Here is a 14,049-nt window from a genome sequence, read left to right as displayed (position 1 = left end):
CAACACTCAAAACATTATAAGAATTCTTTTTCAGCAGTTAATTTAGTGCCTTAACCGTCTGCAATAACTGTACTGTTTCATATAGTGGCAACCCCACTACATTAGAATAACTACCTTCTATTCTTGGAATATAACGCGCTGCAATTCCCTGTATTGCATAGGCGCCTGCTTTCCCAAGCGGCTCACCTGTTGCCCAGTAACTTTCCATATCATGGCTATTTAGTGGCTGAAATTCAACCTGTGTACGGACTACTATACTGTATTTTTCTTCTTTTGTGCGGACGCACACCCCAGTATACACATCATGCCATCTTCCTGAAATTTTTTCCCACATTTCAAAGGCATGCTGTTTGGATTCAGGTTTCCCCAAAATCTCATTATTAACCCCTAAACTGGTATCCGCAGCAATAATAATGGCATCCGGATACAGCCTGGCCACCGCTTCCGCTTTGACTTGCGCCAGACGTTCGACATAGGCTGCAATGGACTCATTTTCCAGTACAGATTCGTCTACATCTGGGCTACAGATCTCAAAGTTCAGCCCGAGTTGCTGCAAAAGTTCACGGCGTCGGGGTGAGCTGGAAGCGAGGATTAAATGCGCCATTTTCTCAAAAAGTAATAAAGCACTGGCCATATGATGACACTAGTCAGCATGGGAATCCAATGTCGTGCAAATGAGAATTGTACGCCGGTCGAAATCTGGGCAAAAAAGATAATCATCAAATGTGCCAGAATCGCAATTGTCGTGATGACCCATAAATTAGCAAAGGTCAGAATACGGCGCTCACGGGTCAGGAAGCGTGCCACAAAAGCAATGATGATAAAGCTGAGTGCATTGAGACCTAAGGGCGCATCAAGTAGTAAATCAATGAAGATCCCGGTGGCAAATGCAAACCAGATCCCGCACCAGGTCGGTTGACACAATACCCAGAACAGCATGACCATTAACATAAATAATGGACGCCATCCCGAGGTCTCGTAAGACAGTGGATAGACTGAGAGGACAGAAGCCACAATCACTGAAATGACAATAGCAAATAAAGGATCACGATGTGTTTTAGGTCGCATCTTAGCGATTGACATGCGGTTGCTCCATCGCTAATGAGTCAGAGAACAGCACGACGACATGATGACCACCCGCCAGTTGCGCAGCTGGTGTCACATCAATTTGGGCAAATTCCCCTGAATTATGCCGTTTCACGTTGGATACCGTTCCCACCAGATAACCTGCCGGAAAATGCTGTCCCAGACCTGAACTGTAAACTTTTTCACCAACTTTGATATTGGCGCTGGTCGGTACATATTCCATTTTCAAGCGTCCCAGATCCCCGGTTCCCGAGACAATGGCACGCATGCCGGTATGTTCCAGACGTACAGACAAGGAGTGTTCTTTATCAGAGAGCAGCATGACCCGGCTACTATGCGGATAGACATCAATAATCTGTCCCATAATCCCCATATCATCCAGCACGGTCTGACCGACTTTCAGCTTGTTATTGGAACCACGGTTGATCACGATGATATGGCGTAGCGGATCAGCATCGGTACCAATGACCTCAGCAATTTCCATACGTCCATCAAGAATCAGGGGGGTATCTAAAAGACCACGCAAACGGGTATTTTCTGCAGAAAGCTCTGCAATTTTTTGTAGGCGAACTTGCGCCTGCAATAACTCAGCCCGCATCGCGGTGTTCTCACGACGCAGTTGCGCTTCAGATTTGGTTTGTTGATTCAGCCATTCTCGCGACAGTACCGGATAGCTGGCCACGGCATAAATGGGATTATAGGCCGCGTACAAGACATCCCTTGCAGGTTGAACAACATGTGGCATGCGCCAGTCAAAGAATAGCACCACCAGACATGTTATCAGTGCAATGATAAAAGAGCGAAAAGATGGCGGTTGTCGAGAAAACAGATGTGCTTGCACCCGCCGAATCCTTGTCTTAGCCTACAAATAACATGTCATGATTTGGATTGTCGAAGAATTCGAGTACCTTACCACCACCACGAGTCACGCAAGACAGTGGATCTTCAGCAACCACCACAGGCAGACCTGTTTCTTTTGCAAGTAGCTTGTCCAGGTTACGCAGCAATGCACCACCACCGGTCAACACGATCCCGCGTTCAGCGATGTCAGAAGACAGTTCAGGAGGTGTTTGTTCCAGTGCAGATTTCACCGCAGACACGATGTTTTGTAGCGGATCAGAAATCGCTTGAGTGACTTCATCCGAGTTCACCACAATCGCGCGAGGCACACCTTCAGCCAGGTTACGGCCACGGACTTCAATTTCCAGCGGTTTTGCACCTTCATCTGGAAGTGCCATGCCGACTTCTTTTTTGATCACTTCAGCTGTGGTTTCACCGATCACGCAACCATGTGCCTTACGCACGTAGTTAATGATCTGTTCATCAAATACATCACCGCCAATACGCAGCGAGTCTGCATATACACAGCCCTGTAATGAAATTACTGCAATCTCAGTTGTACCGCCGCCCACATCAACAACCATCGAACCACACGCCTGCTCAACCGGCATGCCTGCACCAATTGCAGCTGCCATCGGTTCTTCAATCAGACGTACTTCACGTGCACCCGCATTATAAACTGCTTCACGGATCGCACGGCGTTCAACCAGTGTCGATTTACATGGCACGCAAACCACCACGCGTGGCGCTGGCGGGAATAAACGTTTTTCGTGTACCTTACCAATGAACTGATTTAACATGGTTTCGGTCACTTCAAAATCCGCAATCACACCGTCTTTCATCGGACGGATTGCAGAAATATTTGCTGGGGTACGACCAAGCATTTGTTTCGCGTCAAGACCTACGGCAGCAACAATTTTATGTGAACCACTGTGACGGATGGCTACAACCGTCGGTTCATTTAATATAATGCCTCGTCCTGGCGCATAAATAAGTGTATTTGCAGTACCTAAATCAATAGCGAGATCTGGCGAAAACAAGCCTATTAGTCGTTTTAGAATCACGGGGACGTTCTCAGTTAAACTTTATATGGACGCAAGGTGGCCACTTTAACTAAATGTGATGATTTGGACAAGTCAATCGCTTATCATAACGCATGATAATTTGAATTTTTTTAATACTGATTAGGTAATATTATGTCTACATCGGATGCACAGTCTTCTGCAGATTTAAATGCAGAAACAGTTTCAGCTATTGCCAACCTCGCAAGGTTATCTCTTAATGATACGCAATCTGCTGAATATGCTCAAAGTTTAAATAAAATTTTAGGCATGATGGAAACCCTGAAAGGCATCGATACTGACGGTGTTGAACCACTGAAAAGCCCTTTCGACCACCCACAGCCTTTACGTGAAGATGTCGTGTCGGAAAGCAATCATCGTGAGGAATACCAAGCAGTTGCACCTGCTGTACAGGACGGTTTGTATCTCGTCCCACGCGTGATTGAGTAATTACTACCCAGTTCATTCTTTTTATTAAATTAAACGTAAAGAATTATTTCTCATGACAGATTTACACCGCTTATCCATTCGTGAACTGACTGAAGGTTTGGCAAATGCTCAATTTTCATCCCGCGAATTGACTCAACACTATTTAAAACGTATCGAAAAAATTGATGCACAGGTCAAAGCTTATGTGACCGTGACTGCTGAACAGGCATTGGCTCAAGCTGATGCTGCTGATGCTGCAATCAAAGCCGGCAATGCGACTGCCCTGACTGGCGTGCCTATTGCGCATAAAGATATTTTCTGTACCCAAGGCATTAAAACCACAGCCGGTTCTAAAATGCTGGACAATTTTATCTCTCCTTACGACGCGACCGTTGTAGCGAAAGGTAAAGCTGCGGGCTTAGTCACACTTGGTAAAGTGAACATGGACGAGTTCGCCATGGGTTCAACTTCCGAGTCTTCTTATTTTGGCGCGACCAAAAACCCTTGGGCACTGGATCACGTTCCAGGCGGTTCTTCAGGTGGTTCTGCTGCGGTTGTCGCTGCGGATTTAGCACCATTTGCAACCGGTACTGATACCGGTGGTTCAATCCGTCAGCCGGCTTCTTTTTGTGGTCTGACTGGTCTAAAACCGACTTATGGCCGTGTATCACGTTTTGGTATGATCGCCTATGCATCATCACTGGATCAAGGCGGTCCGATGGCTCGTTCTGCAGAAGACTGTGCTTACCTGATGAACGTGATGGCAGGTCACGACGCGAAAGATTCAACTTCAATGGACAAAGACGTTGATGACTACGTTGCCAACCTGAACGGTACTTCTGTGAAAGGTTTACGCATCGGTATTCCAAAACAGTACTTCAATGTTGAAGGCCTGGATGCAGACGTGAAAGCACGCGTTGAAGAATCACTGAAAAAACTGGAAGAAATGGGTGCAATTCTGGTTGAGATTGATCTCAACATGACTGAAGCTTATGTTCCAACTTACTATCTGATCGCACCTGCGGAAGCATCTTCTAACCTGTCTCGTTATGACGGCGTACGTTATGGCTACCGTTGTGAAGAGCCAAAAGATCTTCTCGACCTTTACAAACGTTCCCGTTCAGAAGGGTTCGGTGCTGAAGTTCAGCGTCGTATCCTGATCGGTACTTATGCCCTGTCTGCTGGTTATTACGATGCTTATTATGTGAAAGCACAAAAAGTACGTCGTTTAATCCAGCAAGATTTTTTAAAAGCATTTGAATCTGTAGATGTCATCGCTGCACCTTCTGCACCGACTACTGCATACCGTATCGGTGCAAACCTGTCTCCGGTTGAAATGTACTTAGGTGACATCTACACCATCGCGGTCAACCTTGCAGGTCTTCCTGCGATTAACGCGCCTGTTGGTTTTGATAAAGACAACTTGCCAGTTGGCTTACAGTTGATTGGTAACTACTGGTCAGAATCTCAATTGTTGTCTGTGGTACACCAGTATCAACAAGCAATGGATTGGCATACAAAACGCGCTGCAATTGCTGAGGAGAATGCATAATGGCTAAAAACGCTGCTAAACCAAAATCTAACCTGATTGATGGTTGGGAAGTCGTTATTGGTATCGAGATTCACACTCAGCTTGCGACGAAATCAAAAATTTTCTCTGGCTCATCAACTGAATTTGGTAATGATCCAAACACTCAGGCAAGCCTTGTTGATTTGGCAATGCCGGGCGTGTTGCCAGTATTGAATAAAGAAGTGGTTGATCTTGCGATTCGCTTTGGTCTGGGGATCGATGCTTATATCGACCAGGCTTCTGTATTTGCACGTAAAAACTACTTCTACCCGGATTCTCCAAAAGGCTACCAGATCAGCCAGATGGATAACCCGATTGTAGGCTTGGGTCATATCGACATTCAGCTTGAAGATGGCACAGTTAAACGCATTGGCGTGACTCGTGCCCACCTTGAGGAAGATGCGGGTAAATCGATCCATGACCAGTTCGAAGGCATGTCAGGCATCGACTTGAACCGTGCCGGTACGCCGCTTCTAGAAATCGTATCTGAACCGGATATGCGTTCGGTTGAAGAAGCTGTTGCTTATATTAAAGCGATTCACACGTTAGTACGCTGGTTAGGCATTTCTGACGGTAACATGGCAGAAGGTTCGTTCCGTGCGGACTGTAACGTGTCTTTACGTCGTCCGGGTCAACCGTTCGGTACACGTTGTGAATTGAAAAACCTGAACTCATTCCGTTTCATTGAACAGGCGATCAATGTTGAAATTGAACGTCAAATGGAAATTCTGGAATGGGACGGCACTATTGATCAGGAAACCCGTCTGTTCGACCCTGTGAAGATGGAAACCCGTTCAATGCGTTCTAAAGAAGAAGCGAACGATTACCGCTACTTCCCTGATCCAGACTTGTTGCCTGTGGTGATTCCAGATGCGCAAATCGAAGCGATTAAAGCGCAAATGCCTGAGCTGCCTGCGGCACGTCGTGCGCGTTTCGTGGCTGACTTCGGTGTGACTGAGTATGATGCTCACGTACTGACCCTGACTCGTGAAATGTCAGAATTTTACGAAGAAGTCGTTAAGGCTGCTGGTGGTGCTGCACAAGGTAAGATTGCTGCGAACTGGGTAATGGGTGAATTCTCAGGCGCTTTAAACAAAGCTGGTCTAGACCTTGCTGATTCTCCTGTGTCGAGTGAGAAACTCGGTGGCATGATCGCACGTATTGTCGATAACACCATTAGCGGTAAGATCGCGAAACAGGTGTTCGGCTTTATGTGGGAAGAAGGCAAAACTGCGGACGAAATTATTGCTGAGAAAGGCTTGAAACAGGAAACTGATACAGGCGCAATTGAAGCAATTATTAAGGAAGTGCTGGCTGCCAACGAGAAGATGGTTGAAGAGTATAAATCTGGTAAAGAGAAAGCTTTCAACGGTCTTGTGGGTCAAGTGATGAAAGCGTCTAAGGGTAAAGCCAACCCTGCTCAAGTGAATGAATTGATGAAGAAATTGATTGGTTAATCTGATCAGTTTTGAAAAAGAAAACCCGCTTTAGAGCGGGTTTTCTTTTTATTTATCACTTATAATTAAGGGGCTTTAATTGCCCCTTAATTTTTGGACAAAAAGAATAATGTATAGATCTTTAAGATATATTTTTTGGATTATAAGTATTCTATTTTTCTTATTTTTTATTTATCAACTCTCAAAATACAATTTTAACCTAATTTGCTTTTTTGAAAAAAAATATCAATATATCGCCTATATATTTGGTGCTATTGGTGGACTTTTTGCCATCGAAAACTTTTATAGAAAAGAGGGACTTTCAATATTAGGTAATCTATCTACAACTCAATTTTTTGGTAATCTTGAAGATAATTTTGATACATCATTTATTGATTTAACTTTAATAAATAGAAAAGATAAGCCAGTAATTATATTTGATGTATATGTAAAAATTGGGTCAAATACATATATTCATTTAAAAAATGCAACCAAAGAAAAACCCATTATTATAAAGGGATATGAATATTATTATGAAAAATTTAACCCAGCTTATTTTTATTCAAATGGACCTAATGCATACTCATTAAAACTAAGTAAAATACTACATACTTTCTCTATCTTTCTTCATACATCTGAAGGTATGTATCGAGTTAAAACGTTAACTCCCCATAATCAATTTTATAGTTCTTATACTAGGTTATTGAAACCGGCTAGATTAGAATATGAGAACAAGAGTGTACCGATAGATACAGCTGTTATTCTTCAATTTTATGATTTAAAAGATAAAATACATACTATATTTATAAAAAGACATGCTACTTACTTAAAAATTGAAAAGTACAAAATAGAATGGTCTCATCCCTTAAATACTTTAGATTTAGAACAAAAAATAGATTTAGGTATACAATCAGGTCTGTTACCCATTAAAAATTTTAAAATCATTGATTTTAGAGTGGAATTAAGTCGGATGAAGAAAAAATTTATCCAATTTGATGAAGGCTATAATTTACTAAAAATACAAAATAAGATTGAAAAGGGCGATAGAAAGAAAATGGTATTTCTATATTTGAAAGATCGAGTTAGAAAAACCAATTCCAACCTTAAAAAGTATATTCAACTTTCAAAATCATTCTTTATACATGACTAGTACCCTCATCCCCCGCCTTCTCCCACTGGAAGAAGGAGCTTTCATTGCTAATTAAATACCGTAATAAATTTTGTAATGAATGTTCCCTCTCCTGAGCGAGTTTTAAAGCATTGCTTTTAAAACGAAGCGCAAGAAAGGATGAGGGCTAGGGAGAGGATTTAAAACATGCTATAAAATCAAAAACAAACCTAAGAAAAACAAAAACATACCAAATCACATTATCTTACTTAGCATTATCCTGATCATTCTTATATTCATCATTGGCGCATATCAGTCAAGACAATGCAAACCCATCAAACCACGGAGGCACACAGCCAGAGAAAGCAAACTTGCCAACCTTGCCGATGGTATCGAGCTAATTTTCACGCCCATTTTCTGGATCATTAAACTCATGATCGGGATATTCAAATCATAAAGCCGTTGTTAACGATTTTTTTGAATTTTCTCATAAAATCGTGTCTGTCCCATATTGAAAATCACTCAACAGGAATACAATCTGCACATTCTCCCATCCCGCCCTTACCATGTCGAAAAACCTCGCTACGCTGATTGGCTTAAGTGCCATTTTACAGTGGTCATCTATCGTGGGATTGCTCAAAAAGATCAGTTTTAGTATTGGACCTGACCTGGCTGTACTTATGATGTATAGCTTAAGTACCCTGCTCTTACTGGCTGTTTTTGGCGTTCCCAAACTCAAAACCATACCCAAATTTTATCTGCTCAGTGCAGCTGCATTATTTCTGGTATATGAAATCTGCTTTGCCTATGCCGTAGCACTCGCACAAACTGCACAGCAAGCCATTGAAATTAGTTTGGTGAATTATTTGTGGCCGAGTATGACCATCGCCATGCTCATTCTATTTCATGAACTAAAATTTCATAACTTAGTGGTGGTGGGGCTCAGTATTAGTCTGGCAGGTATTTTTTATATCCAGACGGGCAACGGCGATATTCATTTAGCAACCGTCATTCATAACATGCAAGCCAATCCAACCAGTTACATATTGGCATTTATTGGAGCGAGTTTATGGTCGCTGTATTGTGTATTTACCAAAAAATACAGCCAAGGACATAACCCGATCGTGTTCTTTTTCGCGATGGTAAGTGTGGTTCTCTGGAGCAAGACGCTGCTGTTAGATCACGAACAACTGCCACAACTTCTTAATATTGACTTGAATATTATGCTGTATATGTTGCTGGTTTCTGTCGTAACTGGCTTGGGTTATGCAGCGTGGAATATCGGAATTAACCAAGGTAATATTGCGATGCTGGTCGCGTTATCTTATTTTAGCCCGATCTTTTCGTCTATTATTTCGATGTGGGTACTGAATACCAGTCTATCCCACACCTTTTGGATCGGCACGATGATGGTCACCTTAGGTTCTTTTATTTGCTGGCTGTCGACCAACTGGGATGAAATTCGGGACCGACTGTTTCCAGGCAAGCTCTATAAAACTTAAACCACATTTTTGCGGTTTAAGTTTGGCTGCATCTGCAATCCATTAACGGGTGATGCCTAGTTTATTCCACACGTCAGGGGTCAAAAACGTCGTGACCAGTTTGCTCATATCGATATATTTGAGTACACCATTCAGCTGACTTTTGATTTCCGGATTTTTCAGTATTTCCTCACCTGTGACCTGCCCAAGCTCCTGGAAACTTTCACCCACTGCTTGTACCCCTTCAGCCTGAATGACCGCTTTGGTCTGGGTTGGGCATTGCTCAACCAGAATCCGCTGTAAAACTGTTGCCAAATTTCTGTCGAGCGTTTCCTTTTGAGTTGCAGTAACATTGCTAAAAGCTTTTAGATCGGGATGATTACCCAATGCCACAAAGGTCCATTGCAAGACTATGGTTTTATCGGTGGCTGTCGTCGATTTCATCAAACAGTCACTAAGCTGATCAACCGTTGGACCGGCTGTCGCAACTTGAGTTGCACATGATAATGCTATGGTCATGAAGACTGCCCGAAGACCCGATAAAGCTTTGAACCCCATATTCCTTTCCTTTTTCATCCGTTCAAACTGCTTGAACAATGCAGTTTCTTTGTAGCATGTAAAAGGCTGGAAAACCTGTAGAACTCTGTAACCTGAGAGATAAAAAAAAAATCCCGACATCAGTCAGGATTTTTGGAATCGAATGAGGAAATCAGACTTACCAGATTTTTACCCGTTTATCTTCTTCCAGATACATTGGATCTTCTTGCTTGACGCTAAAAGCTTCATAGAAAGGTTTCTGGTTAAGTAAGGTTGCACGGCCACGAATAGCCGCTGGTGAGTGTGGGTCTGTTTTTAATAGCTGCAATGCCAGTTCTGGACGAACTTTGGCACGCCATGCCTGCGTCCAGCCAATATAGAAACGCTGATCTCCAGTATAGCCATCAATCACCGGAGCAGGCTTTCCATTCAGTGACAGTTTATAAGCTTCATAAGCAATTGCCAGACCTGAGTTATCGGCAATATTTTCACCTAAGGTCAGTTCACCATTGACGTGATAGCCCGGTATCGCTTCATAGGCATTGTATTGTTCAACCAGAGCTTTGGTTTTTTCCTTGAATTTTTTATCGTCTTCTTCAGTCCACCAGTTTTTCATGTTGCCATCTGCATCAAAACGGCTGCCCTGATCATCAAAGCCATGACTGATTTCATGCCCAATTACTGCCCCGATTGCCCCATAGTTCACGGCATCATCAGCATTCATATCGAAGAACGGCGGCTGTAAAATCGCAGCAGGGAAAACAATTTCATTGCCCATCGGATTGTAGTAAGCATTTACCGTTTGCGGCAGCATATGCCATTCTTCACGATCAACCGGTTTACCCAGTTTATCCAGCGCGATGTCATAATTGAAACTGTTGGTACGACGCAGATTACCAATCAGGTCGCCATCTTTAATTTCCAGCTTGCTGTAGTCACGCCATTTATTCGGATAGCCGATTTTTACTCTAAAGCTTTTCAGCTTACGATGTGCCTGTGCTTTGGTTTGTGCGCCCATCCAGTCCAATTTTTCCAGATTCTGTTCAAATGCCAGCAACAGGTTTTCAACCAGTTTTTCCATACGCTGTTTCTGTTCAGGCTGAAAATGTTTTGCGACATAGACTTGTGCCAGACTTTCACCGAGTACAGCATTGGTCATATCAACCCCACGTTTCCAGCGTGCCCGTTGCTCGGTCACACCGCGTAAGGTTTTGCTGTACATTTCAAAGTTTGCATCAGCAAATTCCTGGCTTAAGTAAGGCGAAGCACCATCAATCAGATGGAATTTGAAATAGGTTTGCCATACCTCCAGTGGTGTGCTGTTTAAAATCTTGTTTAAATCTTCAAAATAACTTTTTTGCGCCACAATCACGGTTTTGGTTTTTTTGTCTAAACCCGTCGCTTTAAAATAGGTTTTCCAGTCAAATTCTGGCACCAGGCTTTTGACGTCTTTTAATGTATAGACGTTATACATTTTTTCGAGATTACGGTTCTGCACGTTATCCCACTGAATTTTGGCAATTTCAGTTTCTAAGTTCAGGATAGATTGTGCATGTGCAGCCGCTTCTGCTTCCGTTTCACCCGATAGCGTCAACAGCTTAGCAATATGTTTAACATAAGTTTCACGGGCACTTTTCAGTTTTTCATCGTCTTTTAAATAGTAGTCACGATCCGGTAAACCTAAACCACTTTGGCCCAAAAACACCGCCATTTGATCAGACTTTTTCAAGTCAGGAATCACGCCAAATTCAAAAGGTGTAGTGACACGGTTTTTTGCATAGTCTGCAAGCAACAAAGTGAAATCTTTCTTGCTTTTTATGGCCTCAATTTTGGCCAGATCTGCTTTGAGCGGCTGGATGCCTTTTGCATTTAAAGTTTCCGTATCCATAAAGCTGGCATATAAGCTTCCCACTTTCTGCTCATTGCTGCCATATTCCGATTTGGTTTTCGCCAGCTCTTCTACAATGTCATGTAATTGCTGGGTCGAGTTTTCACGCAAAATCGTGAATGCACCCCAGTTTGGCATATCAGCCGGGATTTCCTCATGCTCTAACCAGTGCCCATTTACATGCTGATAGAAGTCCTGTTGTGGTGCGATTTTTTTATCAAAATGTTGAAGATGAATCCCCGAGCCAAGTGCTGCAATAGCGGTTTGATCTGAAGCATAATTTGCAGAGGGAATGGCTAATAAAGCACTTACCAATGCGGTTTTTAGAAAAATTTTCAAAGCTTGCTATCCTCGCGCTTCACTGCGCAGTTGAATTTATCAATGCGTGTTGACCTAATAATCAAACACTTAAATCTTTATAAGCAGCATATATGCCAATTTTTAAACTGGTCTTGGCTCTGCATGTTAGTCGTTTAGATAAAAAAATAGGCCTGTCTCTTTTCAGATGAACAGACCTAGTTTTTTTAAATCCTGTTACCAGATGGAGATTCGTTTTTCAGGTGATAAATACATCTTGTCCCCTTCTTTAATCTCAAAAGCTTCAAAAAAACTTTGCTGATTGCGGACAGCACCATTGCCACGCACATGACCTGGTGCATGGCTGGCAAGGTTTAGACTATTTAACAGATATTCAGGATTACTTTTGCTACGCCAGACTTGTGCCCAACCCATATAAAAACGCTGATCTCCACTAAAGCCATCAATAACAGGTGCTGTCTGACCCTTGAGCGATAAGCGGTAAGCCATATGAGCGATCCCTAAGCCCAGGTTGTCAGAGATATTTTCACTTTTATTTAATTCTGCATTCACCTTATGCCCTGGCAGAGCTTCGTATTGTTTATATTGCTCGACTAAGGCTTTGGTACGTTCATTGAACTTTTTACGATCGTGCTCGTTCCAGGTTTCTTCACCCTTGCCTTTGGCATCGAAGCGGCTTCCTTTATCGTCAAAACCATGACTAATTTCATGTGCGATAACAGCCCCGATGGCACCATAATTCACTGCAGGATCATGACTATCATCATAATAAAATGGTGCCTGCCAGATGGCCGCAGGTAATACGATTTCATTCAGCTTGACATTATAGTAAGCATTGGCTGTTTGTGGCGACATGTGCCAGGCTTCTGGATCGATCGGTTCTCCCACCTTATCCAGTTCACGCTGGTAATTGAACAGCCGGGTCCGCTGGATATTCCCAATCAGATCATCCTTACGAATCTCTAGGGCTGAATAATCCCGCCATGTTTTCGGATAGCCGATTTTGATATTGATGCTATCCAGTTTATGCCGCACTTGTTTTTTAGTATCCGAACCCATCCAGTCTGCCTGATCCAGTTTCAGATGAAAGGCTTTACGGACATTTTCCACCATTTCCAGCATGGCCGGGCGCTGGCTTTCATTAAAGTGCTTTTCTACATAGAGCTTTCCAAGCACATTACCTAAAATACCGTTAGTTAGTTCCAGAGCGGACTCTTTCCGTGGAGAACGTGCTTGTACACCCTCTAGCGTTTTGTCATAAAATTCAAAATGATGATTTTGAAAAACTTCTGTTAAAAATGGCGAATAACTATTGATCAGGTTGAATTTCAAATAGGTTTGCCAGGTTTCAATTGGAACGACCTTCCATAACTGATCCAGCTGACGCAAATAATTAATCTGCGAGATCGCAACCTCTTTTCTTGCACCTTTTAAGCCCAGTTCTGAGAAATAATTCATCCAGTCAAAAGAAGGCATATAGTTAATAATATTTTTAGTTTCAACGAGATAGGTTCTCACCTCATCATTGCGCAGCTCCACAGCGGACCAGCTAATTTTTGCCAGTGCCTTTTCCAAAGCCAGGATAGTACGAGCATCTTCAATCGGCTTAGGCTGACCGGCAAAATTCAGGGTATTGGCGATATAAAGCAGATAAGTATTGCGAATTTCCTGTTGTCGAGGCTGCTCACTCAGGTAAAAATCACGGTCAGGCATCCCCAAGCCACCTTGCCCTACATACATCATCGCCTTGGAAGAAGCTTTACGGTCCTGATAAAAACGGGTAGAGAATGGCAAATTCAGATTGATTTTTTCCGCATAGGCAAAAAATTCTGCCAGATCTTTTTTGGTCTTGATTCTTTCAATCCGCTGCAGGTCTTGTTGCAATGCCTCAAGTCCGAGCTGTTCAAGCCGATTAGTATCCATATAACTGGCATAGAGATCTGCGACCTTTTGTTCATTGCTACCTTGCGGATGCTGTTTTTTGGCCAGCTCATTAAAAATGTCAAATAACTGCTGGGTTGATTTCATACTCACTTCAGCAAATGCACCCGACAATGCCTGATCTTCTGGAATCTTTGCGGTTTTTAGCCAGTTTCCATTCACGAATTGATAAAAATCCTGCTTTGGATCAACCGTCCGATCAATCGCATTCAGATCAATTGCCGATTTTAATGAAGTTGTACTCACTGCATGGCTCACAGGCGAATGTAGAAATGCACCCACAAGAATCAAATGACTTAAAATATGTTTTCTCAAGCGATAAATCTCATTATTGTGTATGTTAAAAATCAATTA

The 14,049-nt window shown here is 42.7% G+C and carries 12 protein-coding genes; 5 read left to right on the top strand and 7 right to left on the bottom strand.

Going from position 1 to position 14,049, the window contains the following annotated elements:
• Positions 1–37: 37 nt before the first annotated feature.
• From AC4MBN_RS03690 to AC4MBN_RS03675, 4 genes are read right to left on the bottom strand one after another with little or no spacing between them, the layout of a single operon-like run.
• The gene (locus AC4MBN_RS03690) at positions 38–604 is read right to left on the bottom strand and encodes a Maf family nucleotide pyrophosphatase (protein WP_159122853.1); all 567 of its coding nucleotides are present in this window, start codon (positions 602–604) and stop codon (positions 38–40) included.
• Positions 592–1,083: a rod shape-determining protein MreD gene (gene mreD, locus AC4MBN_RS03685; RefSeq protein ID WP_004783095.1), complete on the bottom strand. Its 492-nt coding sequence runs from the start codon at positions 1,081–1,083 to the stop codon at positions 592–594. The genes AC4MBN_RS03690 and mreD overlap by 13 nt, the downstream gene beginning before the upstream one ends.
• Positions 1,070–1,927 (bottom strand): rod shape-determining protein MreC, encoded by an 858-nt coding sequence (gene mreC, locus AC4MBN_RS03680; protein WP_004783097.1) that lies wholly within the window; start codon positions 1,925–1,927, stop codon positions 1,070–1,072. Before mreC ends, mreD begins: the two co-directional genes overlap by 14 nt.
• 16 nt (positions 1,928–1,943) lie before the next feature.
• On the bottom strand, positions 1,944–2,990 hold the full coding sequence (locus tag AC4MBN_RS03675; RefSeq protein ID WP_005234480.1) for a rod shape-determining protein: 1,047 nt from the start codon (positions 2,988–2,990) through the stop codon (positions 1,944–1,946).
• A 132-nt stretch (positions 2,991–3,122) separates the two neighbouring features.
• On the opposite strand from AC4MBN_RS03675, the gene gatC reads away from it, so the two are divergent.
• From gatC to yddG, 5 genes are all read left to right on the top strand, one after another.
• Positions 3,123–3,437, top strand: coding sequence for an Asp-tRNA(Asn)/Glu-tRNA(Gln) amidotransferase subunit GatC (gene gatC, locus AC4MBN_RS03670; RefSeq protein ID WP_005234479.1), 315 nt, complete (start codon positions 3,123–3,125; stop codon positions 3,435–3,437).
• 52 nt (positions 3,438–3,489) lie between these two features.
• On the top strand, positions 3,490–4,968 hold the full coding sequence (gene gatA, locus AC4MBN_RS03665; RefSeq protein WP_491880691.1) for an Asp-tRNA(Asn)/Glu-tRNA(Gln) amidotransferase subunit GatA: 1,479 nt from the start codon (positions 3,490–3,492) through the stop codon (positions 4,966–4,968).
• Positions 4,968–6,443, top strand: coding sequence for an Asp-tRNA(Asn)/Glu-tRNA(Gln) amidotransferase subunit GatB (gene gatB, locus AC4MBN_RS03660; protein WP_491880690.1), 1,476 nt, complete (start codon positions 4,968–4,970; stop codon positions 6,441–6,443). Before gatA ends, gatB begins: the two co-directional genes overlap by 1 nt.
• A gap of 109 nt (positions 6,444–6,552) precedes the next feature.
• The gene (locus AC4MBN_RS03655) at positions 6,553–7,572 is read left to right on the top strand and encodes a hypothetical protein (protein ID WP_491880689.1); all 1,020 of its coding nucleotides are present in this window, start codon (positions 6,553–6,555) and stop codon (positions 7,570–7,572) included.
• Between the two features lie 524 nt (positions 7,573–8,096).
• Positions 8,097–9,032 carry an aromatic amino acid DMT transporter YddG gene (yddG, locus tag AC4MBN_RS03650; RefSeq protein ID WP_104490728.1) on the top strand — a complete coding sequence of 312 codons (936 nt, stop codon included), beginning with the start codon at positions 8,097–8,099 and terminating at the stop codon, positions 9,030–9,032.
• Between the two features lie 42 nt (positions 9,033–9,074).
• Here the strand turns inward: yddG and AC4MBN_RS03645 are convergent, their stop codons facing one another.
• The 3 genes from AC4MBN_RS03645 to AC4MBN_RS03635 all read right to left on the bottom strand — a co-directional run bounded on the left by AC4MBN_RS03645 (position 9,075) and on the right by AC4MBN_RS03635 (position 14,010).
• The gene (locus AC4MBN_RS03645; RefSeq protein ID WP_491880688.1) at positions 9,075–9,569 is read right to left on the bottom strand and encodes a hypothetical protein; all 495 of its coding nucleotides are present in this window, start codon (positions 9,567–9,569) and stop codon (positions 9,075–9,077) included.
• Between the two features lie 157 nt (positions 9,570–9,726).
• Positions 9,727–11,775 carry a M13 family metallopeptidase gene (locus AC4MBN_RS03640; protein WP_491880687.1) on the bottom strand — a complete coding sequence of 683 codons (2,049 nt, stop codon included), beginning with the start codon at positions 11,773–11,775 and terminating at the stop codon, positions 9,727–9,729.
• 195 nt (positions 11,776–11,970) lie between these two features.
• Positions 11,971–14,010 (bottom strand): M13 family metallopeptidase, encoded by a 2,040-nt coding sequence (locus AC4MBN_RS03635; protein WP_491880686.1) that lies wholly within the window; start codon positions 14,008–14,010, stop codon positions 11,971–11,973.
• Positions 14,011–14,049 lie beyond the last annotated feature (39 nt).

The sequence above is a fragment of the Acinetobacter sp. CAU_H_60 genome, from assembly GCF_058599385.1.
The sequence above is the reverse complement of the archived record's forward strand: the minus strand, read 5'-3'. Positions and strand labels throughout refer to the sequence as shown.

What these genes read in the sequence shown, in the direction of transcription:
- gatA (WP_491880691.1), top strand. Translation starts at nt 3,490, where the DNA reads ATGACAGATTTACACCGCTTATCCATTCGTGAACTGACTGAAGGTTTG.
- gatC (WP_005234479.1), top strand. Translation starts at nt 3,123, where the DNA reads ATGTCTACATCGGATGCACAGTCTTCTGCAGATTTAAATGCAGAAACA.
- AC4MBN_RS03655 (WP_491880689.1), top strand. Translation starts at nt 6,553, where the DNA reads ATGTATAGATCTTTAAGATATATTTTTTGGATTATAAGTATTCTATTT.
- AC4MBN_RS03690 (WP_159122853.1), bottom strand. Translation starts at nt 604, where the DNA reads ATGGCGCATTTAATCCTCGCTTCCAGCTCACCCCGACGCCGTGAACTT.
- yddG (WP_104490728.1), top strand. Translation starts at nt 8,097, where the DNA reads ATGTCGAAAAACCTCGCTACGCTGATTGGCTTAAGTGCCATTTTACAG.
- gatB (WP_491880690.1), top strand. Translation starts at nt 4,968, where the DNA reads ATGGCTAAAAACGCTGCTAAACCAAAATCTAACCTGATTGATGGTTGG.
- AC4MBN_RS03645 (WP_491880688.1), bottom strand. Translation starts at nt 9,569, where the DNA reads ATGGGGTTCAAAGCTTTATCGGGTCTTCGGGCAGTCTTCATGACCATA.
- mreD (WP_004783095.1), bottom strand. Translation starts at nt 1,083, where the DNA reads ATGTCAATCGCTAAGATGCGACCTAAAACACATCGTGATCCTTTATTT.